This window comes from Rheinheimera baltica (assembly GCF_030731985.1).
Taxonomy (GTDB): domain Bacteria; phylum Pseudomonadota; class Gammaproteobacteria; order Enterobacterales; family Alteromonadaceae; genus Alishewanella; species Alishewanella baltica.
In genome coordinates this window covers 231,781-256,320 of sequence record NZ_JAPJDY010000005.1, presented here as the reverse complement: position 1 = coordinate 256,320, position 24,540 = coordinate 231,781, and the positions used below count along the sequence as shown (strand labels likewise).

23 protein-coding genes are annotated in these 24,540 nt (G+C 44.3%); 21 read left to right on the top strand and 2 right to left on the bottom strand.

Annotation, left to right across the window (positions count from 1 at the left end; all coding sequences use genetic code 11):
• The first annotated feature begins 82 nt into the window (after positions 1 to 82).
• The 21 genes from ORJ00_RS10590 (at position 83) to pseI (ending at position 22,328) form a co-directional block, all read left to right on the top strand.
• Positions 83 to 829, top strand: a complete 747-nt coding sequence (locus ORJ00_RS10590; RefSeq protein WP_027671989.1) for a flagellar basal body rod protein FlgF — start codon at positions 83 to 85, stop codon at positions 827 to 829.
• 36 nt (positions 830 to 865) lie between these two features.
• Positions 866 to 1,654 carry a flagellar basal-body rod protein FlgG gene (gene flgG, locus ORJ00_RS10585; protein ID WP_027671990.1) on the top strand — a complete coding sequence of 263 codons (789 nt, stop codon included), beginning with the start codon at positions 866 to 868 and terminating at the stop codon, positions 1,652 to 1,654.
• An 11-nt stretch (positions 1,655 to 1,665) separates the two neighbouring features.
• Positions 1,666 to 2,343 carry a flagellar basal body L-ring protein FlgH gene (gene flgH / locus ORJ00_RS10580; protein ID WP_306139813.1) on the top strand — a complete coding sequence of 226 codons (678 nt, stop codon included), beginning with the start codon at positions 1,666 to 1,668 and terminating at the stop codon, positions 2,341 to 2,343.
• A 10-nt stretch (positions 2,344 to 2,353) separates the two neighbouring features.
• Positions 2,354 to 3,445, top strand: a complete 1,092-nt coding sequence (locus tag ORJ00_RS10575; protein ID WP_306139812.1) for a flagellar basal body P-ring protein FlgI — start codon at positions 2,354 to 2,356, stop codon at positions 3,443 to 3,445.
• Position 3,446: 1 nt separating this feature from the next.
• Positions 3,447 to 4,457 (top strand): flagellar assembly peptidoglycan hydrolase FlgJ, encoded by a 1,011-nt coding sequence (flgJ, locus tag ORJ00_RS10570; protein WP_306139811.1) that lies wholly within the window; start codon positions 3,447 to 3,449, stop codon positions 4,455 to 4,457.
• A 41-nt stretch (positions 4,458 to 4,498) separates the two neighbouring features.
• A complete protein-coding gene (flgK, locus tag ORJ00_RS10565) occupies positions 4,499 to 6,520 on the top strand; it encodes a flagellar hook-associated protein FlgK (protein WP_027671993.1) in 2,022 nt (673 codons plus the stop codon).
• Positions 6,521 to 6,523: 3 nt separating this feature from the next.
• A complete protein-coding gene (gene flgL / locus ORJ00_RS10560) occupies positions 6,524 to 7,756 on the top strand; it encodes a flagellar hook-associated protein FlgL (protein WP_027671994.1) in 1,233 nt (410 codons plus the stop codon).
• A 214-nt stretch (positions 7,757 to 7,970) separates the two neighbouring features.
• Positions 7,971 to 8,936: a flagellin N-terminal helical domain-containing protein gene (locus ORJ00_RS10555; RefSeq protein WP_305973628.1), complete on the top strand. Its 966-nt coding sequence runs from the start codon at positions 7,971 to 7,973 to the stop codon at positions 8,934 to 8,936.
• A 376-nt stretch (positions 8,937 to 9,312) separates the two neighbouring features.
• Positions 9,313 to 10,278, top strand: a complete 966-nt coding sequence (locus ORJ00_RS10550) for a flagellin N-terminal helical domain-containing protein (RefSeq protein ID WP_305973628.1) — start codon at positions 9,313 to 9,315, stop codon at positions 10,276 to 10,278.
• A 497-nt stretch (positions 10,279 to 10,775) separates the two neighbouring features.
• The gene (locus ORJ00_RS10545) at positions 10,776 to 11,738 is read left to right on the top strand and encodes a flagellin N-terminal helical domain-containing protein (RefSeq protein WP_027672678.1); all 963 of its coding nucleotides are present in this window, start codon (positions 10,776 to 10,778) and stop codon (positions 11,736 to 11,738) included.
• 64 nt (positions 11,739 to 11,802) lie between these two features.
• Positions 11,803 to 12,252: a flagellar protein FlaG gene (locus ORJ00_RS10540; RefSeq protein ID WP_306125978.1), complete on the top strand. Its 450-nt coding sequence runs from the start codon at positions 11,803 to 11,805 to the stop codon at positions 12,250 to 12,252.
• A gap of 24 nt (positions 12,253 to 12,276) precedes the next feature.
• Positions 12,277 to 13,677, top strand: a complete 1,401-nt coding sequence (gene fliD, locus ORJ00_RS10535; protein WP_027672679.1) for a flagellar filament capping protein FliD — start codon at positions 12,277 to 12,279, stop codon at positions 13,675 to 13,677.
• A gap of 17 nt (positions 13,678 to 13,694) precedes the next feature.
• Positions 13,695 to 14,129 carry a flagellar export chaperone FliS gene (gene fliS / locus ORJ00_RS10530; RefSeq protein WP_027672680.1) on the top strand — a complete coding sequence of 145 codons (435 nt, stop codon included), beginning with the start codon at positions 13,695 to 13,697 and terminating at the stop codon, positions 14,127 to 14,129.
• Entirely contained in the window at positions 14,113 to 14,430 is a 318-nt protein-coding gene (locus ORJ00_RS10525; protein ID WP_027672681.1) for a hypothetical protein, read from the top strand. Before fliS ends, ORJ00_RS10525 begins: the two co-directional genes overlap by 17 nt.
• The gene (locus ORJ00_RS10520; RefSeq protein WP_305973634.1) at positions 14,427 to 16,520 is read left to right on the top strand and encodes a motility associated factor glycosyltransferase family protein; all 2,094 of its coding nucleotides are present in this window, start codon (positions 14,427 to 14,429) and stop codon (positions 16,518 to 16,520) included. The genes ORJ00_RS10525 and ORJ00_RS10520 overlap by 4 nt, the downstream gene beginning before the upstream one ends.
• 2 nt (positions 16,521 to 16,522) lie before the next feature.
• Entirely contained in the window at positions 16,523 to 17,242 is a 720-nt protein-coding gene (pseF, locus tag ORJ00_RS10515) for a pseudaminic acid cytidylyltransferase (protein WP_027672682.1), read from the top strand.
• Between the two features lie 15 nt (positions 17,243 to 17,257).
• Positions 17,258 to 18,829 carry a UDP-2,4-diacetamido-2,4,6-trideoxy-beta-L-altropyranose hydrolase gene (pseG, locus tag ORJ00_RS10510; protein WP_306139810.1) on the top strand — a complete coding sequence of 524 codons (1,572 nt, stop codon included), beginning with the start codon at positions 17,258 to 17,260 and terminating at the stop codon, positions 18,827 to 18,829.
• Positions 18,826 to 19,509 carry a WbqC family protein gene (locus tag ORJ00_RS10505; RefSeq protein WP_027672683.1) on the top strand — a complete coding sequence of 228 codons (684 nt, stop codon included), beginning with the start codon at positions 18,826 to 18,828 and terminating at the stop codon, positions 19,507 to 19,509. Before pseG ends, ORJ00_RS10505 begins: the two co-directional genes overlap by 4 nt.
• A gap of 20 nt (positions 19,510 to 19,529) precedes the next feature.
• Positions 19,530 to 20,423, top strand: coding sequence for a class I SAM-dependent methyltransferase (locus ORJ00_RS10500; RefSeq protein ID WP_027672684.1), 894 nt, complete (start codon positions 19,530 to 19,532; stop codon positions 20,421 to 20,423).
• A gap of 2 nt (positions 20,424 to 20,425) precedes the next feature.
• On the top strand, positions 20,426 to 21,262 hold the full coding sequence (locus ORJ00_RS10495) for a phytanoyl-CoA dioxygenase family protein (protein ID WP_027672685.1): 837 nt from the start codon (positions 20,426 to 20,428) through the stop codon (positions 21,260 to 21,262).
• A gap of 10 nt (positions 21,263 to 21,272) precedes the next feature.
• A complete protein-coding gene (gene pseI / locus ORJ00_RS10490) occupies positions 21,273 to 22,328 on the top strand; it encodes a pseudaminic acid synthase (RefSeq protein ID WP_305973646.1) in 1,056 nt (351 codons plus the stop codon).
• Here pseI and pseC read toward each other — a convergent pair.
• Entirely contained in the window at positions 22,325 to 23,476 is a 1,152-nt protein-coding gene (pseC, locus tag ORJ00_RS10485; RefSeq protein WP_305973648.1) for a UDP-4-amino-4,6-dideoxy-N-acetyl-beta-L-altrosamine transaminase, read from the bottom strand. The two genes, pseI and pseC, sit on opposite strands and share 4 nt — an antisense overlap.
• Entirely contained in the window at positions 23,473 to 24,474 is a 1,002-nt protein-coding gene (pseB, locus tag ORJ00_RS10480; protein ID WP_027672688.1) for a UDP-N-acetylglucosamine 4,6-dehydratase (inverting), read from the bottom strand. Before pseB ends, pseC begins: the two co-directional genes overlap by 4 nt.
• Positions 24,475 to 24,540: the final 66 nt, after the last annotated feature.

The following is a 24,540-nucleotide window of genomic DNA, read 5'->3' as shown; positions in this document are numbered from 1 at the left end:
GTTCCGCTAAATTCCACCATAAATATCATCAGATGGCATCATTATTGCTTTATTACAGTAGATACTGTAAGCGGAGCACGTTATGGACCACCTTCTATATATCGCAATGAGCGGTGCTAAAGAAAATATGAATAGCATTGCGGTTCGGTCAAACAACCTGGCAAATACTGGCACTGTTGGTTTTAAAGCCGATTTTGAACAAGCAAGAGCCATGCAGGCTTTTGGTGAGGGCTTACCAACACGTGTGTTTTCGTTAACAGAACAGCCCGGTCAAAACTTTGACGCTGGTGCCGTGATTATGACTGAGCGAGAGCTCGACGTTGCGATTCAAGGAGATGGTTGGATTGCCGTTCAGGCGCCCGACGGAAAAGAAGCTTACACCCGGGGCGGCAACTTACAGATTACTGCTCAGGGTATGCTCGAAACCAGTAGTGGCTTACCAATAATGGGTGATGATGGCCCTATTCAGTTGCCTGTGCCACTTGCCAAGGTTGAAATTGGTAATGACGGAACGGTTAGCGTATTGCCACAAGGTGCTCCTGCCGGTGCTATTGAGATTGCAGGGCGGATAAAGTTAGTTCGGCCCGTAAACAGTGATATGGAAAAAGGCACCGATGGTTTGTTTCGTCGCAAAGACGGCCAAATTGCCGAAGCCAGCGCCGATGTGAGTTTGTTAAATGGTGCAATTGAAAGTAGCAATGTAAATGCAGTAGGTGAGATGACGTATTTAATCAGTTTACAACGGCAATTTGAATTGCAGGTGAAAATGATGAAAAGCGCTGAAGAGATGGATACGCAACAGAATCAGTTACTCAGAATAATTGGCTAATAGAATTATTACAGGGCGCAAGCCCGGGAGGCAAGCATGCATCCAGCTTTATGGATCAGCAAAACCGGATTAGACGCAAAGCAGCGTGATATTTCGGTTATTTCCAACAACCTGGCCAACGCCAGTACGGTAGGCTTTAAGAAAAGCCGGGCTATTTTTGAAGATCTGTTGTACCAAAACGTCAATCAGCCTGGTGGTGCATCGTCACAAAATTCTGAATTGCCCAATGGCTTAATGATTGGTGCAGGTACTAAGGTGGTTGCCACGCAGAAAAATTTCAGCCAAGGCAATATGCTTACCACTGATAACAGCCTGGATATGATGATACAAGGTCATGGCTTTTTTGAAGTTTTAATGCCCGATGGTACCACCTCTTACACCCGAAATGGCCAATTTACCGTTAATGACGAAGGTAGCTTAGTTACCTCAGGTGCGGGATATCAGGTGCAGCCAAACATTGTTGTACCGCCTGATGCACTGAGTATTAGCGTATCGCAAGATGGTCAGGTATCAGTGCAACTCCCAGCGCAAGCTGAACCAGCCGTATTAGGACAGTTAACCGTAACCAATTTTATTAACCCGGCTGGTTTAGAACCAACGGGTCAAAACCTGTTTCGTGAAACGGGCGCCAGCGGCGACCCTGTACAAGGTATTCCGGGCTTAGAAGGGCTTGGTATTATTGTTCAGGGCGCTTTAGAAACGTCCAACGTAAATGTAACGGAAGAGCTGGTTAACCTGATAGAAAGTCAGCGCGTTTATGAGATGAATTCAAAAGTCATTTCTGCCGTCGACCAGATGTTGGGCACGGCAATTCAGCAGCTGTAGCAGGAGGGGTTATGTTACGCTTTATATTTGTCATTAGTCTGGTGGGATTGCTTAGTGCTTGTGCATCATTACACGAACCGGCACAGGATGACCCATACTTTGCACCGCTAGTGCCGGAGCCAGCTTCGCGGCCTTTGGTGCAAACCGGGTCATTGTTTGCGCAAAATTATTCCAACAGTTTGTACTCTGACAATAAAGCGCGACATGAAGGTGACATTATTACGGTTGTGCTACGTGAGAGCACTCAAGCGAGTAAAAATGCGAAAACGGAGCTGAAAAAAGACAGTTCCACCTCCCTTGAACCAATGGTAGGGCTTAGCGGCCGCCCGGTATCAGTTGCCGGTAATGTGTTGCAATTGGGTGTTGATAGCACATCGGACTATAAAGGCGATTCTAAGGCAGACCAGAGTAACAGTTTAGTCGGCAACATATCAGTCAATGTGTTGCAGGTGCTGAATAACGGCAATCTGGTTATTCGGGGCGAGAAATGGTTAACCCTAAATACCGGTAAAGAATATATCCGCCTGACAGGTGTAATTCGTTCACAGGACGTTGATGTAAACAACACCGTTGAATCGACTAAAATTGCGAATGCACGCATTGAATATAGCGGCACGGGTGCACATCATTCCGGACAGTCACCAGGTTGGTTAAGCCAGTTTTTTAACAGTTCGTTATGGCCGTTCTAGGAGTGTCCAAATGAAACGTATTATTGCGCTGTTATTACCCATGTGTTTGTTGGCCTTACCAGTCTCTGCTGCACGCATTAAAGATGTGGCGGATATAGAAGGTGTGCGGTCGAACCAGCTGGTTGGTTACGGCTTGGTTGTTGGTTTGCCCGGTACCGGTGAACAAAGCCCGTTTACCGAGCAGAGCTTTCGCACGATGTTAAGTAATTTTGGCATTACCTTGCCTGGTAATATGAAAGCGCAAATTAAAAATGTCGCCGCTGTGGCGGTACATGCAGAATTACCGGCGTTTGCTAAGCCGGGGCAAACGTTGGATATTACCGTATCCTCTGTCGGCAGTGCTAAAAGCCTGCGGGGCGGTACGTTGATGCAAACATTTTTAACCGGTTTAGATGGTAATGTTTATGCTGTTGCGCAAGGCAGCTTAATTGTCAGTGGTTTAGGTGCTGAAGGGTTGGACGGTTCACGTATTTTGGTTAACACACCTACGGTAGGCCGTATTCCAAATGGCGCCATGGTAGAGCGTGAGGTGGTGACACCGTTTGCTGAGAACGACTTTATTACCTTTAATTTGAAACGTTCAGACTTTACGACGTCAAAACGTTTAGCAGAAGCTATAAATGGTTTTATGGGGCCAGAGACTGCATTTTCATTGGATGCGACGTCGGTGAGGGTTCGCGCACCAAGGGATATCAGTCAGCGTGTGTCGTATCTGTCCACGTTAGAAAATCTGACGTTTGAGCCAGGAGACAGCTCAGCCAAAATTATCATTAACTCTCGTACCGGTACTATTGTAATTGGCAAAGAGGTTAGATTATTTCCGGCTGCTGTTACCCACGGCGGATTAACTGTGACTATCGCCGAGAACCCCCGTGTAGTGCAGCCAAATGCGCTTGCAGGTGGACAGACGGCGATTGAAGAAAACACCATTATTGATGTGCGGCCAGAGCAGTCTCGTATGTTTAAGTTTGACCCGGGTGTAACGCTGGACGACTTGGTGCGCACCGTGAATGCGGTTGGAGCAGCGCCGGGCGATTTAATGGCTATTCTTGAAGCGCTAAAAGAAGCTGGTGCTATCCAGGGCGAGCTGGTGGTAATTTAATATGAGCCTGACGCCGAACAAGATGTCTTATCATGACCTGGGTAGCCTGCAGCAAATACGCAGTAATTCAGGTAAAGATCAGGTTGGTGCTTTGCGCCAGGCTGCGGAGCAGTTCGAGTCGATATTTTTCAGTATGTTGCTTGGCAGTATGCGCAAGGCTGGTGAGGCCTTTGAAGTGGATGGCATGATGAATAGCCAGACCACGAAATTTTATCGGGATATGCAAGATAGCCAAATGGCCACAGAGTTATCTCAAAGTGGTGCCTTGGGACTGGCTGATTTGTTGGTACAGCAATTAAGCCCTGCCATGGGCATAAATAAGCAAGACAAAGACACCCAGGCTAGTGGACATCAACTGCATCCTTTAGCAGATAAAGTACTTTCAATGCCGAAGATTATTCTTCCAGCAATTAAACAAATGCAACAGTCAGTATCTGAACCCCTTAAAGCCAGCTCTGACATTACCGATGTTGAAGCGGCAGGTAAATCCGCCTGGCAGGTATCCAGCCCGGCCGAATTCGTAAAAAGCTTGCTACCAGCTGCGCGTCAGTCAGCAAAATTGCTGGGTTTAGACCCATTAGCCCTGGTTGCTCAGGCGGCTCTGGAGACAGGGTGGGGGCAGCGCATGATCAAGACCGTGCAAGGCGGCAACAGCTTTAATTTATTTGGTATCAAAGCTAACAATGGTTGGCAGGGTGAAACTGCCGTGGTTGATACTCTGGAATACCGCCAGGGTATCGCTAAAAAAGAACAAGCAAAGTTTCGTGCATACGAGTCACCCGAGCATAGCCTGCAAGATTATGTTGAGTTTATTAAGCAAAACCCACGTTATCAGGATGCGGTAAGCGCCAGTGCCGATGTAAAAGCGTATTTTGAACAACTGCAGGCCGCGGGTTATGCAACGGACCCTGCCTATGCGAAAAAAATTATAGCGGTTTATCAAAGCCCTGTATTGCAGCAAGCCAGCACGGCTGATGCCAATGATAAAGAATTGCACGATGCAGCCGAATAACAACCTAGATAACGCTTCAAACAGCGTTAGCGGAGAGAGCAATGTCAGATAACTTATTGCGGATAGGCACATCGGCCATAATGGCTAACAGTACCTTACTCAATACTACCAGTAATAACATTGCCAATGTTAATACGTCTGGCTATTCCCGGCAACGTACTGAATTTGAGTCACAGATCTTAGGGCTGGGTGTCGGGCAGGGCACAACTGATCGATTAATCAGTGAATTTACGTCAATACAGCTACGTCGTGATACGTCAAAGTTAGCCTTCGCTAAACAGTATACTGCGGAAGCCAATAGGATTGACGGCTTGTTTTCTAATCCTGCCAATAGTATATCCACCGCAATGAATGATTTGTTTCAAAAATTGCAAACGGCGAATAACGATCCTAATGCGATTTCTACCCGTCAGTTAATTATTAGTAGCAGTGAATCGCTCATAGATCGTTTCGCGACTTTATCTAATCTGGTGCTGGATCAAGCTACTTATGTTAACCAACAGCTTGATTTAGATTTAACTGAAACCAATTCATTGATCAAAAATGTTTCCGAACTTAACCGCGCAATATTAAGTTTTGGCTCAGGCGACAATGCACAACCCCCGTTGGACTTATTAGACCGGCGAGATGAAGCACTACGAATGTTATCTGAAAAACTAGACATAAAAGTACTGGACTCTGGTGATGGTGAAAAACTGGTGTTTATGTCTACCGGTCAGTCGTTGGTGGTTGAAAACGGTGAGTTTAGTATTTTAAGCTTGAACGGCAATCCTGACCCTAATGTCAGAAATGTTGAGTTAAGCTTGAATTCAAAGCCTTCTGTGGTGCGTAATCTAGGTATTGAAGAATTAGGCGGGCAAATTGGTGGCCTACTCAAATTTAGGGATGATTTGCTTATTCCCACCCAAATGCAGATGGGCCAGTTGGCGCTTGCTATGGCTGACACCTTAAATAGCCAGAATAAATTGGGTATGAATGGCAATGGTGACCTTGGCGGTAATTTGTTTGTGTTGCCACAAACCAACGGGTTAGCTTTTCAATCTAATACGGGTAGCGGTAGTATAGTGGTAGACGTTGAACCAGGAAGAGTAGACCAGTTACCACCCAATGACTTTTTAGTCACCTTTACCGCACCTGATACTTTTACGCTTGAAGCCACCGATACCTCAGGCAATATTTTGGCGGGCTCTGCTATTAGTGTGTCTGGCGTCGTTTTCCCTGCCACCTTAAATGCAACCGATTTAGGCCTGCCTGACTACTACGGCTTATCTTTACAGGTATCAGGGCCTATGAACAATGGCGATCGTTTTGCGCTTAAACCGTTATCGAGTGCCGCAAGAAATGTTAACTTGGCGACTACCAGACCGGAAGATATTGCGCTGGCATCGCCGGTTCGTTCAATTGTGGCGTCAGATAATCTTGGCAACGCTAAAATTGATAGCTTAATTGTTACTGATACCGATCCAACGACATCAGCGTTTGCACCGCCATCATCTATTACTGGCGCACCGCTGCAGGTAATTCATATTGGTGGTAATCAGTTTGAAGTCAGGGATAGTAGCAATACGCTATTGGGAACTACACCAGCGTTACCTGCTGGGCAGCTGAACAATATCATGGCCCAGGCTGGCTTGGGCAATTATGGTTTTGATTTTAATGTCACCGGTATTCCGCAAACGGGGGATAGTTTTACGGTGGAATATAATACCGGCGGTTTCAATGATAACCGCAATGGCTTAGAAATGGGCAAATTGCAAACTGCGGAAACCATGCGCCGTTATGCCGTTAGCACACCTAATGCAGATAATAGCGTTAGCTTTAATGAAGCCTACGGTACTATGGTGAGTTTTGTTGGCGACAAGACGTCGCAAGCTAGAAACAGTCAAGCCGCTGCTGAGGCGCTATACTCTCAGACGTTACAACTTAAAGAGTCGCTGTCTGGCGTCAGTTTAGATGAAGAAGCTGCCAATTTAGTACGCTTTCAACAATCTTATGCGGCATCCGCTAAGATTATTGCCACATCACAAATTATTTTTGACACTTTGCTACAGTCCGTGAGGTAACTTATGCGTGTAACCTTCAATACCAAATTTAATCAAGGCTTAGACGGCATACTTAACACGCAGCAACGTTTGCTACGTGCTCAGGATCAGATGATTAAGCAAACCAAAATTTTGACACCCGCCGATGATCCATCTGGCAGTGCAAAGGTGCTTGGCGTTGGGCAAAATTTGTCGCAATTGGATCAGTATGAGCAAAATAGCATTGCAGTAAAAAACAACCTTGGAGTAGAAGAGACTGTTTTAACCTCTGTGCGCGAAGCAATGGACCGAGCACGAGTGTTATCATTAGCCTCAGGTAATGGTTCATATTCTGCAGCTGAGCGTGAGGCTGTAGCACAGGAAATTGAGGGTATTCAACAGCAATTATTAGATTTAATGAATAGCCGAAACGTGGAAGGGGGGTATTTGTTTTCAGGTTTTCAAGATGGCGTTAAAGCCTTTAGCTTAGACCCTTCAACTGGCAAATATGTATTTAACGGTGATGATGGCCAAAAGTCATTGCAAGTATCGCCTGGCGTTACATTGCCAGTAAACGACAGTGGTAAAGTTGTGTTTGACAATGTTCAGGTAGCACCTGTTCCGTCGCCCCCCGTTATTGCTTTGCCAGGGCCGGTAAGCGCCAGTGTAGACGTGGCTAATCCAGATATTTTCAATAGTTTCTATGTCAATAACTATGACAAAATTACACCTGCGAACAATACGTTTAGTGTTGAACTCACCGCACCCAGCAATTATCAGATTACCCGGGGCGGTTCACCATTAGTGCCGCCCGTTACGGGAGCTTATACCTCTGGCCAGCCGATTAACTTTAATGGTTTAGACATTGTTATTAGTGGTCCTGCAGGTGCAGGACAAGTAGATTTTGACCTACCTGCGCCAGAAAAAACCAATATATTAAACACCTTAAGTGAATTAATGGTCGCTCTTCGCACACCAGGGCCCGTTGATGTCGCGTTTCAGGCGAGTGTATCTAAAGCAGTAGGCGAAATTGATGCTGCTTCAACCAGCGTTGCCTCTGCCCGTTCTGCTATTGGTGGGCGTATTAATGTAATGGACAGTATTAATGGTTCTAACGCCGATTTGGAGATTTTAGCTACGCAATATCAGGCCGACATTGCTGAAGTAGATTTCGCAAAAGTGATTGCAGAGCTCACCAAAGAAGAAACGGCGTTGCAGGCAGTACAAACCACCTTTTCCTCAATAACTAATACTTCATTATTCGATTATATTCGATAACGCCCCTTTAACCGGCAATTTTTTGCCGGTTATGCCTTTCCTATCAAAATTAATTTTAAGTCATTGTTTAAGTTGGATTTAAATTCCTTATCCTAAGTTTTTTAGTTTTTTTAAAAAAATGCCTAAAGCAATGCGAATACGGTCCGATAAATAAATATCAGGCGAAACACCAAGTGTGCTAGCTAAGCAGATAAAGGTTATCGGGAGAGACAACATGGCTTTATATGTAAACAGCAACATCAGCGCGTTAAACGCACAGCGTCAGTTAATGAACAGTGGTAACGCTCTGGATACGTCGTTCAAACGTTTATCATCTGGTTTACGCATTAACAGTGCAGCGGATGATGCGGCGGGTTTACAGATTTCAGACCGTTTGGAATCTCAAATCCAAGGCCTTAACCAGGGTAACCGTAATGCCAACGACGGAATTTCACTAGCACAGACGGCAGAAGGTGCATTGGAAGAAGTTACTGCGATGTTTCAGCGGGTGCGTACGTTGGCGCAGCAAGCTGCAAACGGTTCGAATACTGACACAGACCGTTTGGCTATTCAGGATGAGCTGCGTAATTTGATGTCAGAAGTAAACCGGGTAGCAAAAGATACCACGTTTGGTGGTCAGAACTTGCTTGATGGTACTTACAAGGCATCATTCCAGGTAGGTGCAGACGCGGTTCAAACTATTGGTTTTAGTATGAGAAGCGTGGGTGGTACTGCTGCGAACAGAAGTTTAAGTTCAAACGGTGGATTTACATTGTCAGGTATTGCCAGCATTGCATCGGCGGTGGGTGGACAAACACTGGCAAAACTGGCCTCGGGCATTTCAGCGATTGGTACACCAACGGCAACAACGTTTGCAACGTCGTTCCGTGCAACAAGTATCAGTGTATCAAGTCAGGCGAACGCACAAAACGTGCTGGCAGGTATGGATGCTTTAGTTGCGGTGGTGGACAAAAAGCGGGCCGAGTTGGGTGCGGTACAAAACCGTTTTCAATCAACTATCCGTAACCAGTCAAATATTTCTGAGAACTTATCTGGCGCTAAGTCACGTATTAAAGATGCGGATTTTGCAGCAGAAACTGCAATGCTAACGCGTAACCAGATTTTACAACAGGCCACAACAACGATATTGTCACAGGCAAATCAGCGTCCGCAGGCAGCATTGAGTCTGTTACAGGGCTAATAAATTAATACGCTAAGCGCGGAGCAAGTTGAGTAGGAGCCGGCAGCATGGGGTAATGCTGCCGGCATTTTGTTGCAGTGCCCCCTCAGCGATGGGGGTAAGGCTGAGGGGGCGGGTTTGATAAACGCTATGCGCGGAGGCTACATACATTTATCTTGCGGCAAGTCTTTCAACTTACCTTATTAAATATATACATTATCCATGCCAATATTTTGCCGTATTTTTGACGGCATTCACTTTATCATCCTCTTTTTAAATCAAAACTAATCTTTTTCGACATTTCGCTAAAGTATTTCATTAAAGCACCGATAAATAAATATCAGGCGAAACACCAAGTGTGCTAGCTAAGCAGATAAAGGTTATCGGGAGAGACAACATGGCTTTATATGTAAACAGCAACATCAGCGCGTTAAACGCACAGCGTCAGTTAATGAACAGTGGTAACGCTCTGGATACGTCGTTCAAACGTTTATCATCTGGTTTACGCATTAACAGTGCAGCGGATGATGCGGCGGGTTTACAGATTTCAGACCGTTTGGAATCTCAAATCCAAGGCCTTAACCAGGGTAACCGTAATGCCAACGACGGAATTTCACTAGCACAGACGGCAGAAGGTGCATTGGAAGAAGTTACTGCGATGTTTCAGCGGGTGCGTACGTTGGCGCAGCAAGCTGCAAACGGTTCGAATACTGACACAGACCGTTTGGCTATTCAGGATGAGCTGCGTAATTTGATGTCAGAAGTAAACCGGGTAGCAAAAGATACCACGTTTGGTGGTCAGAACTTGCTTGATGGTACTTACAAGGCATCATTCCAGGTAGGTGCAGACGCGGTTCAAACTATTGGTTTTAGTATGAGAAGCGTGGGTGGTACTGCTGCGAACAGAAGTTTAAGTTCAAACGGTGGATTTACATTGTCAGGTATTGCCAGCATTGCATCGGCGGTGGGTGGACAAACACTGGCAAAACTGGCCTCGGGCATTTCAGCGATTGGTACACCAACGGCAACAACGTTTGCAACGTCGTTCCGTGCAACAAGTATCAGTGTATCAAGTCAGGCGAACGCACAAAACGTGCTGGCAGGTATGGATGCTTTAGTTGCGGTGGTGGACAAAAAGCGGGCCGAGTTGGGTGCGGTACAAAACCGTTTTCAATCAACTATCCGTAACCAGTCAAATATTTCTGAGAACTTATCTGGCGCTAAGTCACGTATTAAAGATGCGGATTTTGCAGCAGAAACTGCAATGCTAACGCGTAACCAGATTTTACAACAGGCCACAACAACGATATTGTCACAGGCAAATCAGCGTCCGCAGGCAGCATTGAGTCTGTTACAGGGCTAATAAATTAATACGCTAAGCGCGGAGTGGTCAGCTAACGAAGATGCCTTCAGCATGGGGTAATGTTGAAGGTATCAATGCAGATTGCACCGTTGAAATAGTAGCAAGGCTAAGTGTGTTTTGTTTTGAAACATCTGATCTAACCACATAGAGTGAAAACCTTCATTTGGTGATTTGGTGCCAACGCCCGGTAGAAATATTTTTTTTAAAGTGGTGCCTTCAAGTTTTTAGAAAGTTTTATGTTAGTTAAGTATTTGTTTTGTAGCCATATTCCTTCCTACTTTCCGCCTTTAAAATAAAATTAAAAAAAATTAAAAAAAATCCTAAAGGTTTATCTTGGCTCGCCGATACAAGTTATAGGGAAACTGTATTAGTGACCTTGTATTAACCGGATGGCGGGGTAACCAGCCGGATTAATTCATAAGACTTATGCTGTTTAACTCAGTGGTGGGGTAACCGCTGAAGTACAAAGCAGTAATGTTTAATATTGGAGGCTACATATGGCTTTATATGTCAATACTAACGTGAGCTCGTTAAACGGCCAGCGCCAACTGATGAACAGTGGTACTGCATTAGATACGTCGTTTAAACGTTTATCATCAGGTCTGCGCATTAACAGTGCCGCAGACGATTCTGCAGGTTTACAAATCAGCAACCGGTTAACTGGTCAAATCAATGGTTTGAACCAAGGTATCCGAAATGCTAACGACGGTATTTCATTGGCGCAAACGGCAGAAGGCGCGATGGAAGAAATTACATCATCGTTCCAGCGTGTACGTACTCTGGCGCAGCAAGCGGCTAACGGTTCTAATACTGATACCGACCGTTTAGCTATTCAGGACGAAATTCGTAACCTGATGTCTGAAGTGAACCGTATCGCAAAAGACACCACATTTGGCGGTCAGAATATTCTTGATGGTTCATATAAAGCCACCTTCCAGGTGGGTGCAGATGCTGTCCAGACTATCGGTTTCAGTATGAAAAACGTTGGTGGTACTGCCGCTGGTCGTAGCGTAAGTTCAAACGGTGGTTTTACACTGTCAGGTATTGCAAACGTGGCATCTACGGTAGGTGGCAATACGTTAGCAAAACTGGCGTCAGGCGTCTCTGCTATCGGGACTCCTTCTACCACAACCTTTACTGCATCGTTCAGAGCAACCGGTATTAGTGTATCTAGCCAAGCCAATGCGCAAAACGTATTAGCCGGTATGGATGCGTTAATTGGCGTTGTTGATAAAAAGCGGGCAGAGTTGGGTGCGGTGCAAAACCGTTTTCAATCGACTATTCGTAACCAATCGAATATCGCGGAAAACTTATCTGGCGCTCGTAGTCGTATCCAAGATGCTGACTTTGCCGCTGAAACGGCTGCATTAACGCGTAACCAGATATTACAACAGGCCAGTACGACTATCCTGTCACAGGCTAACCAGCGTCCGCAGGTAGCGTTGTCACTGTTAGGATAAGCTATAGTTATATAGTAAGTTGGCCAGTGTTATACTGGCCAACAGTTTTATTCTGGAGGTTTTTATGACTGTTGAAACTTTAGTTAGCAAAGACCCTCGTCTGGCAGACTTTTTGCAAGAAAGAAATGCGCTGAACAAAGTGGCGGTTGATGAGTCTGTAGGGCGTGAAACTTTGCAACAGATATTGGCGGTGAAAACCGTAAAGAATGAACAAGCTGACAACGAAAAAGCAGTAGCGCAGGAAGAGGTCGAGGCTCCCGTGGTAAAATTTGATAACAATCAAATTCGTGACACGTTGGAGCAGATTAATAAAGTGATCCCGATAGCAAACACAAAATTAATCTTTGAGTTTGACGAGCTGGGCGATCCACCAATTATCAAAGTTATTGACAAAACCAGTAACGAGCTTATTCGTGAGATCCCGTCACAAGATTTAGTTAAAGTGGCTCAAGCTTTCAGTGAAATGGCCGATAACTTAACTAAGGCAGGCGCGTTAATTAACTTTCAAGCCTGATAACGAATACAGGAGCATGCTGTTATGGCGGCAATAACTTCAGCGGGTGTAGGTTCAGGGCTAGACCTGGAAAGCATTATCCAGGCTACCGTTAATGCCGAGGATCTGCCTCGGGTTCAGCGTTTTGAAACAACGAAAACCCGCCTGTCTGTTGAGTTGTCTGGTCTTGGTGCTGTTAAGTCCTCTTTGTCTGCTTTTCAGGATATTGTAAAAAAGCTGGCTGAACTTGAAAACTTTACCAAGCGTAGCAATACCATAACGCAACCTGCATCAGGTAGTGTGATTTCTGTCGCATCTAATGATACCGCCACTCCGGGTAACTTTAACATTAAGGTTAACCAATTAGCTCAAGGCAGCCGTGCTACGACTAATGCCGCTTTTACTTCTCCTTCAGATGTTGTTAGTGCGAACGGCGGAAAGTTAACTATTGCTGCAGGTGCGAAAACTTTTGATATTGATATTGCTGCTGGCGCTACCCTTGAGGAAGTCCGGTCTGCAATTAATAATTCAGCAGACAATTTTGGCGTATCAGTCAATATCATTAACACCGGTGGCGCATCGCCAGAGTCTAAGTTGGTGATTACATCAAGTGTTACCGGTGCAGGAAATGACTTAACCATCACCAGTGATACTGCAGAATTAGATAATTTGTCTACGACCGCATTTGCCGGTGGTACACCCGGCCTGACAATTGCAGCAGCAGATATTGCGAAAGACGCAATTATCGAAGTTGATGGCATTGCCATAAACAGTAGCTCTAATGTTTTTAAAGATGCTATCCAAGATTTGACCATCACGGCAACGAAAGTCAGTGAAGGTACAGAAAGCGCAAAGTTAACCGTTGATTACGATAAAAGCGGTGTAGAGAAATTACTCGGCGAGTTTATTGACGCATATAACAATGCTATTGGTACTATCGATTATCATACGCAAGTCGGTGCAGCTCTATATGGCGACTCGTCTATTCGCAGTCTCAGAAGTCAAATGACAAGCTCATTGTCTACCGTTGTATCAAATGCGGGTGGGTTTGAAACGCTTTTTGATGTTGGAATTGGTTTAACTAAAGACGGTACGCTAGAGAAAAGTTCTTTAGTGCGCAGTGTTAGTGATGCGCTGACATCCAATTACACTGGCGTAGGTAAGTTGTTTGCCAGCGAAAATGGTGTGGCAAAAACATTTGAGTCATTCTTAGAGACACACCTTGAATCAAAAGGCAGTTTTACATTTCGGGAAGACAATTTAAATAGATCCCTGAAACAATTAGAAAATGATCGTGAATCACATGATTACAGAATGACTCAGCTAGAGTCCGGGCTGCGTGCGAAATATGCGAGTTTAGATGTATTAATTGCTCAAATGCAAAGTACAGGTAGCTATATTACACAGCAATTGGCATCACTGCCGGGCTTTACCAGCAAAAAATAATCTGAAGGAGTAAACCAATGAGTAGCGCAAAATTAAAGTTTTATCAGAAAGAAGCGACAAAAACGCGGATGGCTGATGCGTCTCCTTACCAAATTATTCAAATGCTTATGGCTGGCGTAATGGACAATCTAGCGTTAGCTAAAGGTGCTATTCAGCGCAAAGATTATGAACTAAAAGCAGCAAGCCTTTCTAAAGCTTCGGCAATTTTTGAGTCATTGCGTTCTTGTTTAGATGAGTCTGTGTCACCTGAGTTGGGCCAGAATCTTTATGCTTTGTACAGTTATATGATTGAACGCTTAATTGATGCGAGTGTTGAAAAAGAAACTACGACTGCGATTGATGAAGTGGCAAGTTTGTTTCGTGAAATAAAATCAGCCTGGGATGAAATCCCGCTAAGTGCACAGCAACAGGCAGAAGCAGAGCGTAGTATGGCACATGCTAACGTTGGATAAATTAGATCAGGCAGAGCAGCTCCTCGCTGCTCTGAAGCAGAGTATTGCTGCTGAAGACTTCACCGCATCGGCACAGCAACTAAACTGCCTAAATGAACAAATAACTCAGCTATTTATAGCACCAACTGACCTTGCCCCTATTAACTATCCTCGGCTGCAGGCTCTATCAACTGATTTTGCGAAGCTAATAGATACGTTGTCGGCACAACGTTACCAAATTAAAGATAGTATCTCGCAACTGCGTGGCGTAAAGTCTGACAACAAGATCACAAGAACGTACAAGATAGAAAAAGACAAATGATGGATGTAGAAAAAAGTCTGGCTGAAGCTGAGTCTGCGTATAGTCAATTAGTTGAGCAAAAACAGCGCGAGCTTGATTTCAATCTAAGCTCTAAACAGACCTTCAACGCTAATATTCGGGCATTTGAGCAGTACTATCCAGAGTTAGCCTCATCAATGAAAGCTTATAAGCCTAAAGCTGGTTTTGAGTTGCTGGTTACCCGCACAGGCATGGGGAATTTCATTCCGCAGGGGCATAGTGTGCCGCTTTATGCTGATGATCCCATTGCTCAGGTTAGCGAACAGGTAAGCAAAAACACAAAGAAAGGCTATTACAGCTACACCAGCTATGGTTTTGGCGGGCACACTACAGATAAACGCATTCATATGCAGTTTATGACAAAGCTTGACAACCTTATTGCTAGTTTAAATGCTGAAAAACCTCAGTTTATAGAGCAACTGCCTGCACATTTTCCCAGCTCAATAATTTTTGGTGTTGGCCTGGGTTACCACATACCCATTTTACTAAAGCAGCACCATTTTGATTATCTGTTCATTTGTGAGCCTGATATTGAGCTATTTTACGCTAGCTTATTTTGCACTGATTGGGCGGATATCATTCATACCGTTGAAAACAATGATGGTGCGTTATTTATACAGGTCGGATTATCCTATAAAGATTTTTTTGATTCATTGCACGGTATAGCGGGTGATATTGGTGCATTTAGTTTAGTTCGGAGTTTTTGTTATCAACATTATCCATCTAAAGATGTAAACCAACTGATTAAATCTTTTTTTGAACGTTATTTTGAATTGCAATCCGGTTTTGGTTTTTACAATGACAACATAGATGGCTTGGCTCATGCGATACATAATATAGAAAACGGCGTGTCATTCTTTGTTGCTGACAGCGAATTGAGAAAACCGTATCAAAAGCTTCCTTTATTTATTGTTGGAAACGGCCCTTCACTGGACTCTTCCGTTGAGTTGCTAAAAGAGGTGCAAGATAGTGCGATTATTCTCGCCGTCGGCAGTGCCTTGGCATCTTTATTAAAGGTTGGTGTTACGCCAGACTTTCACGTAATTGTAGAGCGTACCAAAAGTACCTATGACGTGCTTTTAGATACCTTGCCATTAGAAGCATATAGAAATGTCAACCTGCTAACCGTTGATGTCATGTACCCTGAAATTCCAAAATTGTACAAATGGGCGGGAATGGGGTTGAAAGGCCCTGAATCGGCAACGGTTTTTATACAGCTACAAACATTGAAAAAATATCATCAGGCATTACCGTCACTACCATCTTGTGGTCCGGTTGTGTCAAACACCGCATTGTCGTACGCAGCAATGATGGGATTTGAAGAGATTTATCTTGTCGGAGTAGATAACGGCAGCAGGCAGAATGTTACACACTCAAAGCACAGTTTTTATTATAAAGAAGGGGTTCAGTATCAAAGCCCGTTGGTTACTGGTGCTAAGCATGTATTGCCCGGCAATCTGGGTGAAGATGTGTTGGCCACTGATTTACTGATGATCTCTAAAAATCATCTTGAAGCGATTATTGCTGCTAATCCGAAAAAGTTTTTTTACAACGTTGGGCACGGTGCAAAATTAGAAGGTGCGTATCCAATTACTGAGCAGGCGGTGCTGATTGGTAAACCTATAGAAAATAAATCTCAGATTATAGAACAAATAAAAGCGGATTTTTTTGTTAAAGATCTTGTGCAGTTTGATGTGGCGACTTTAGAGTTTGAACAATTTGATGTGATTTGTGACGATTTAATTGAAATTGGTAGTAGGTCTTTTGATAGTAGAGAAAGTGCCGCAGGCTTACTTAAAAAGCAAGCGCGCTATTTGTTCTCTTATAAAAAAACCAAGTATGCCCATTTGTACTATCTGCTGCGTGGCTCTTTGCTATATGTACATTGCCCTATGTTAACAATGCTGTACTCTTATCAGGACGATGCGTTGACCTTAGGCTATTTTGCCAAATTTATGGCACTGTGGAATGAATATGTTTTAGCCGTGAAAAAAGATTTTAGAGTTAATTATTTGACAACCTGCGGCTATAGTTTGGAACAAGCTATTAGTGAATTAAAGGCTCAGTCCTGACCATGCGTATCGCTGTTATTCCAGCCAGAGGCGGTAGTAAACGAATCCCGCGTAAAAATATTCGTTTTTTCGAAGGGCAGCCGATAATAGCCTGGTCGATACAGGCTGCAATAACTAGTGGTTGTTTCGACAAAGTTTTGGTATCAACCGATGACGAAGAAATTGCCGCAATAAGTCGGCAATACGGTGCTGATACGCCATTTATTCGCCCTTCTGAACTGGCAGATGACTTTTCAGGTACCGCTGACGTTATGCGCCATGCAATACAAAGTGTAAATGCTGCAGCCAATTCTATTATGTCTGCGTCATCAGGGGTGACTGCGGCATGCTGTATTTACGCTACGGCCCCGCTAATTTGTCCAGAAGATATCGGTATGGGATTAAAACAGCTTAACAATGGCTCATGCGATTATGCATTGGCGGTCACGGAGTTTGAGTTTCCCATACAGCGAGCAGTGCGACTGGACGAGAATAACCATCTGGTGATGCTCAACCCGGAGTTTTCAGGAACACGTTCGCAGGATTTAGTGCCTACTTTTCATGACGCCGGCCAGTTTTGCTGGGGAACAGCAGAAGCCTGGTTGCACGCGAAACCAATTTATAACGGCATGACAGCGGCAGTTTCTATCGAGCGCTGTCGCGTACAGGATATCGATAACGAAAATGACTGGCAGCGTGCTGAGTTGATGTTTCGCGCCAGTCGATCTCAAAACTCACGTTAGGTACAAGAGGGCATCGTGCTGAATAGGGTGAGCAATTCTTCGTCGGATTTAAACATCGTATTTAGGTTAGATTCAAGTTCTGTTATTGGTTTTGGCCACTTAATGCGCAGTCTGACGCTGGCTGCTGAATTTAAACAGCGCGGAGCAAATTGTTTTTTTATTTGCCGGGACCTGCCCGGGAATAACAGCAGCCTTGTTATTCGCGCTGGGTTTGAACTGCTGCGTTTACCGATTCATCACGATGCCACAACTGAGCTTGGTCAGAGTGATATCAGACATCATGCGTGGCTTGGTACGACATGGTTAAACGATATTAACCAATGCACACCTTATTTTCGAAAGCTAAAGCCGGTATTGATTGTTGTTGATCATTACGCGCTTGGGGCAGATTGGGAAACACGAGCGAAGTTTTTTTGCCAGCGGCTTGCGGTGATTGACGACCTGGCTGACAGGCGACATGAATGCGATTTTTTGCTCGATTATAATTTAAGCGTAAGCCAGCAAGATTATTCAAGCCGGGTTGGAAAGCACTGCTTGCGGTTGTTCGGCGGTAAATATGTGCTGCTAAGGCAAGAGTTTGCTAATTGGCGCTCGCAAAGTATTGCCCGGCGTAAAGACAATACATTGTCGCGTATTCTGGTGACTTTTGGCGCAACTGATTCAGATAATAATTCAGAACAGGTTCTTAAGGTTCTCAATGCTGTAAATCTGCCCGCATTGACACGTATAGATGTTGTTATAAGTTCAAAAGCGCCCTGGTTAGCATCGGTTAGAGCTTATGCAAGCACCATGGCGGTGGAAACACATTTGCACACCGATATCAGTAATATGGCTGAGCTGATAACTGCGGCAGATTTGGCTATAGGCTCCGGTGGCGGCAGTACATACGAGCGACTTTTTTTAAAATTGCCTTCACTTTTAATGCCTATCGCCGATAACCAAATAACACCACTGCAGCGAATGAGCCAAGATGGCTTGTTTGAACTTTTTTATACATTTGATGAGCTTTGGCAGAAGTTGATGAAATATCACACGCTGCCATTACCTAAAGTATCTGCTTCAGTGTTGTTTGGTGCGCCTTTTGTTAGCGCTTTGCTGTTGGCAGAAACAGTGACACTAGCCGACGTAAAGCCTTGGGATGTGCGAAGAAATTACCATTGGCTGCAACAACAATCATTAAGGCAGCAATTTGTTTTGTCAGCCAAGCCTGAGCGCAGTAATCACATTAAGTATTGGCGACATTTACTGGCAGCACCTGAGCAATATGTGTTCAGTATTTTGTCTAACCGCTGCCATGTTGGTAGCCTTGGCGTGAAAAATATTGATGAACAGGCAAAAGAGGCCGAAATTTGGATTTACCTTGGTCATTCGGATGAACGCAACCGTGGAGTAGGCTCTAAAGCGCTGTTATTGTTAGAGGAGTTTGTTAAACAAACTTTGTTGATGCAAAGTATAGTATTACATGTTGCGAAAGATAACACTCACGCGCAATCGTTTTACTACAAGCACCACTATAGGCTTAGCAATACTGCGCTACCCGATGCATTCAAAGGTAAAGATGTGCTGCAAATGAGAAAAAAATTATGAAATGCGCCATTATGCAGCCTACATTCTTACCCTGGAGCGGTTACTTTAATTTGATGGCAAGTGTCGATGTGTTTGTATTTCTTGATGATGCGCAGTTTCAGAAAGGATCTTGGCACAATAGAAACCGCATTCCGTTAAATGGCAAACCGCATTGGTTAACGGTGCCTGTGAAGCACAACACATTGTCACAAAGTATTTTGCAAACCGAAATTAATATGCAGTCATTATGGCGGGAAAAGATGGTGCGACAGCTACAGCAAGTGTATGCCCGACACCCATTTAGCTCTGAACTGATGGCCTTTACGGATGTGATTAATGATACGAGCTACATATCGCTGGCAGAGTTGAATATTGCATTAATTCAGATGGTTAGTAATAGAATTGATATAAACTGTCAGATGCTACGCTCAAGTGAACTAAAAATAAAAGGCGTGCGCACTGAACGCTTGCTGGCAATGTTAAACGCTATTTCAGCCACACATTATTTATCGCCGCAAGGTGCTGAATCTTATTTAACGGCTGACGGTTTTAGTCAGCAAAGTGAGGTTTCGCTGGCTTATCAAACGTTTGAACCGCAGTATTATCCACAGAAAAAGAGCACGGATTTTATACCAAAGCTGTCTATTCTGGATGTTGTAATGAATATGGGGTGGCACGGTGCTAAAACGTATATTAAATGATTCCTCTGGGTGGTATTAACATGAACGATAAAGGTAATTATTCACTTAAACCACATGAAAAGTATGGTTTTTTACAAGTAAAGCCCACGCCGACCGCCGAGGAGATTAACCACTTTTATGCCAACGAGTTTTACTCTGGCGACTACAAAAATTTTAATAATTCCTCGTTGCAGGTTCAGCTTGCCGATCAGCAATTTTGGGAGGGAACCTGGAATGATCAGGCAAAAGTTATTCAGTCTCAATTGGCAAAACCTTTTTGCGAACTTGAAATATTAGATGTTGGTTGTGGTTGGGGGCAGGCTCTATTGCATTTTAAAGGGCTAGGGGCGAGTTGTTATGGTTTTGACCCTGCGGCCGAGGCGGTTGAATATGGCGTTAGCCAAGGATTAAATATTAAACACTGCGGCGTCGAATCGATGGATGTTTTTGCCGGAAAAAAATTCGATGTTGTGATGCTAAACAATGTGTTAGAGCATTTAGCTGAACCGGTAAGGGTGATACAACAGATCCGCCAGCATGTGCTAAAAGATGGCGGCTTGTTAATTGTTACCGTACCAAATGAATTTAATAAGTTTCAGGTTGCTGCTCAGCGCTTGCATAATTTGGAACCCTGGTGGGTAACGCCACCTGCGCATCTGAACTATTTTAGCCGAACGTCCTTGCAAGCCCTTCTAAGCGGCTGTGGTTTTCACAGTGAGTTGGCGGTAGCGTCATTTCCGTTAGAGCTATTTTTGTTAATGGGAGAGAACTACGTTAATGACAGAGATATTGGCAAAATATGTCATGCAAAAAGAGTCCAGTTTGAACTGAATTTACGTCAGCTTGGCGAGGACGATGCGATACAGCAGTTTTATAAAGCATTGGCTGATGCCAATTTGGGCCGGCAAATTACCTGCTATGCCAAGGCGATTTAACTATGGACTCAGTAGAACACTTTTTTAAACACGGCTACGTCGTTGTGCCAAATTTACTGAGCGCCGAGAAATGTGCGTATTTTCGGCGACTACTGGAAAGCAACTATACGGATTACGCCGAACATTACGCAACGGCGTCGTCAGATAAGGGCACGTTGTCAGACAAATCGAATGAGAAGGTTGTATTTAATCTTCATAACAAATCAGTCGATTGGTTTGAGCTGTTTGAGCATCCGCGCATCTTAGCTATTGTATCAGCCGTTTTGCAGCAAGGTTCTTATCAACAAAACGAACCTTATTACCTAAACAATATTTCTGCCCGCTGCCCATTATTAGGCTACCCCGGCCAACAGCTGCACATAGACAGCGGTTTGCCGGGGGTTAATTATTGCCTTAAAGCTAACGTGGTATGGTTATTAGATGATTTTACTGCGTTAAATGGTGCAACACGAATTGTACCTGGTAGCCATAACTGGACGTCTTTTCCTCCCGATGGCCAACGGCATCCGGATGAAGTGTTAATTACCGGCTCGCAAGGAAGTGCGTTAATCTTTAATGCAAATTTATGGCACGGCGGCGGCGCTAATGTAACTGATAATAGTCGCTGGGCATTATTACTTGGTTATGCCAGATGGTTTATTAAGCCGTCATTTGATTTTCTACAAAACACACCGGATGAAATTTATCAGCAGTTAACTGACGCGCAAAAACGATTGTTAGGCTTTCACTTAATACCACCTAAAGATGAGTTTACCCGATTGCGCCGTATTTCTGCGCAGCCAGCGCAACCAGCACCTTATCAGTTGCCACAGCATAAACAGATTTATAAAGGATCGTAAAAGGTTAATTATGACAAACCCTGTTATCACTATCTCTGGCCGTCCTATAGGTATCGATTATGCTCCCTATATCGTTGCAGAGCTGTCAGCCAACCATAACGGCAGTTTGGCGCGGGCAAAAGATATTATCGCGATGGCGAAACGTTGTGGTGCCTCGGCGGTTAAGCTGCAAACGTACGCTGCACATACCATTACGCTGAACTCAAGAAACGAAGATTTTATGATTCGGGGAGGCTTATGGGACGGTAAAAGTTTATACGAGTTATACCAATGGGCACAAATGCCATGGGAGTGGCACAAGCCTTTGTTTGATTATGCCAGGCAACTTGAACTAACCATTTTTAGCTCTCCCTTTGATACCACCGCAGTCGATTTGTTAGAGGATTTAAATGCGCCTGCATACAAGGTTGCGTCGTTTGAAGCCATTGACATACCTTTAATTAAATACATTGCTGCGACTAAAAAACCGATGATTATATCAACAGGTATGGCCAACGCTGAGGAGATTGCTGAGGCAGTCGATGCGGCCCGAAGTGGTGGCTGCGAACAACTAGCTCTGCTGCACTGTGTCAGTAGTTACCCTGCGCCATCATCTGAATACAATCTTAGAACTATTGTCGATATGGCAGAGAAATTTGGTGTGGTATGCGGTTTGTCTGATCACACCGTCAATAATACAACCGCGTTAACTTCTGTGGCATTGGGCGCGGCAATTATTGAAAAACACGTTACGCTGGATCGCAATGCAGGTGGACCAGATGACAGTTTCTCGTTAGAAGAAGCCGATTTACACAGTTTGTGTGAGCAAGCAAAAATAGCCTGGGAAGCACTGGGCCGTATCGATTATTCGCAACAGGCCAGCGAAAAAGCAACCGTAAAATATCGCCGATCGCTGTATTTTGTAAATAACAAGAAAGCAGGCGAGGTAATAAATGCCAATGACATCAGAAGCGTAAGACCGGGGTTTGGTTTGGCGCCAAAATATTATGATTCCCTGATAGGCCGTAAGTTAATTACAGATGTCAGTGCCAATACACCGACAAGCTGGCAGCTAATTGAACACTAAGTTAGCAAGGCCTGTTGTAAGATGTCAGCAACATATTGTTGTTGCTCTGAACTAAGCTCCGGAAACATCGGTAAACTGATAATCCGTTCGTAAAAGTCTTCAGCAGCAGGAAAGTCTCCCCAGTCAAAACCAAGTTGCTGATAATACGGCTGAGTATGGATGGGAATATAATGCACGTTTACGCCGATGCCCGCTGCACGAAGTGCATCAAATACCAACTTGCGCTTGCTTTTGTCGTTAAGGCGAATAATAAATAGATGCCAAGAGCTGAGGTTCTCATCATCCAGTGCCGGTAACCTAAGCGGTAAGTGGGCTAGCAACTGATGATAGTTCGCGGCAAGTAGCTGGCGCTTTTGTACCATTTGTACCAAGCGCATACTCTGGCTTAAACCTAAAGCAGCCTGAATATCGGTCATTCGATAGTTAAAACCCAGCTGTAATTGCTGATAATACCAATCGCCATGGCTGGGTTCAGTCATTAGTTTGTTGTCGCGGCTAATACCATGACTGCGCAATAAACGCATTTTATCTGCCAGTGCGGTATTATTGGTCATCGCCATACCGCCTTCTGCGGTGGTTATAATTTTGACGGGATGAAAACTAAATACGGTAATGTCGCTGTAACGGCAGTTGCCAACCGTTTCATCCTGATACCGAGCACCGATAGCATGAGATGCATCCTCAATGATGCTAAAACCGAACTCACTTGCTAAAAAGCGTATTTGTGCCATATCGCAGCTGGCGCCTGACAAATGAACCGGTATTACGACATTTGGTAGCGTATCGTGGTGACGCGCGTGTTCAAGTTTTTTACGCAGCTTATCAATTGCCATGTTACCGGTGTTTTCATCAATGTCGACAAAATGAATGTCTGCGCCACAATATCGGGCACAATTTGCCGACGCAACAAAACTGATTGGCGAGGTCCAGACTTTGCTGCCAATACCAACGCCCAACGCCAGACAAGCAATATGCAGTGCTGAAGTTGCACTATTTACCGCTATGGCGTGTTGAGCACCAGTAAACTCGGCTAATCGTTTTTCGAAAGCAGGAACTGCGGGGCCCTGGGTTAAAAAATCACTTTGTAAAACCTCAGTGACCGCATCAATATCTGCTTGGGTAATATGTTGGCGGCCGTAGGGGATCATAACATCGCATCCTGATTAAACTGGCGCATCTGCTCTATGGATAAAAAATCTGGATTAGTATTTGATACATACTCATATCCGTGGGGAACCAGGCGTCCGTTTTCCAGCAAGGCATTTGTGGAAAAATCATTGCTGCGGTTAAAAAACTTAATTGCCGGAGCAATAACAAAGTGATCATCGAATTCATGTGTGTGATAGGACATATCGCCCGGACACATCATCTCATGCAGTTTTTCACCCGGACGAATACCAACAATTTTTTGCGGTAAGTCAGGTGCCATTGCTGTGGCTAAATCTGTGATACGTATCGAAGGAATCTTGGGAACAAATATTTCTCCTCCAAGCATCCGTTCAAAATTCTTCAAAACAAAATCAACACCTTGTTGCAGGCTTATCCAAAATCTTGTCATATCTTGATGCGTTATAGGGATGTGATCACAACCGTTGTTAATAAGCTGTTGGAAAAAAGGTACCACTGAGCCTCGTGAACCTACTACGTTACCGTAGCGTACCACCGAAAAGCGTGGTCGGCTGCCACCTGTCATATTGTTTGCAGCAATGAATAACTTATCTGAAGCAAGCTTGGTGGCGCCGTATAAATTCACCGGATTTGCAGCTTTATCTGTAGATAACGCGATGACTTTTTCGACATTCGTTTCAATGGCGGCGTTAATAACATTCTCGGCACCATTAATATTGGTGCGAATACACTCTGTTGGATTGTACTCTGCCGCCGGTACTTGCTTTAATGCGGCGGCATGAATAACAAAATCCACGCCATGCATAGCGCGGATTAATCGTTTTTCATCCCGTACATCACCAATAAAATAACGCATACAGCTAGCGTCAAATTTTTGCTGCATTTCGTACTGTTTTAACTCATCCCGAGAATAAATGATTATCTTTTTGGGCTTGTATCGTGTCAGCAATGTTTCGGTATATTTGTGACCAAACGAGCCGGTGCCGCCGGTAATAATGATTGTTTTGCCGTTAAACATAAGCTGACCTCTGGAATCACGTAACTCGTAAAAACGATTATAAATTACCTTAGCATAATCTGTGCC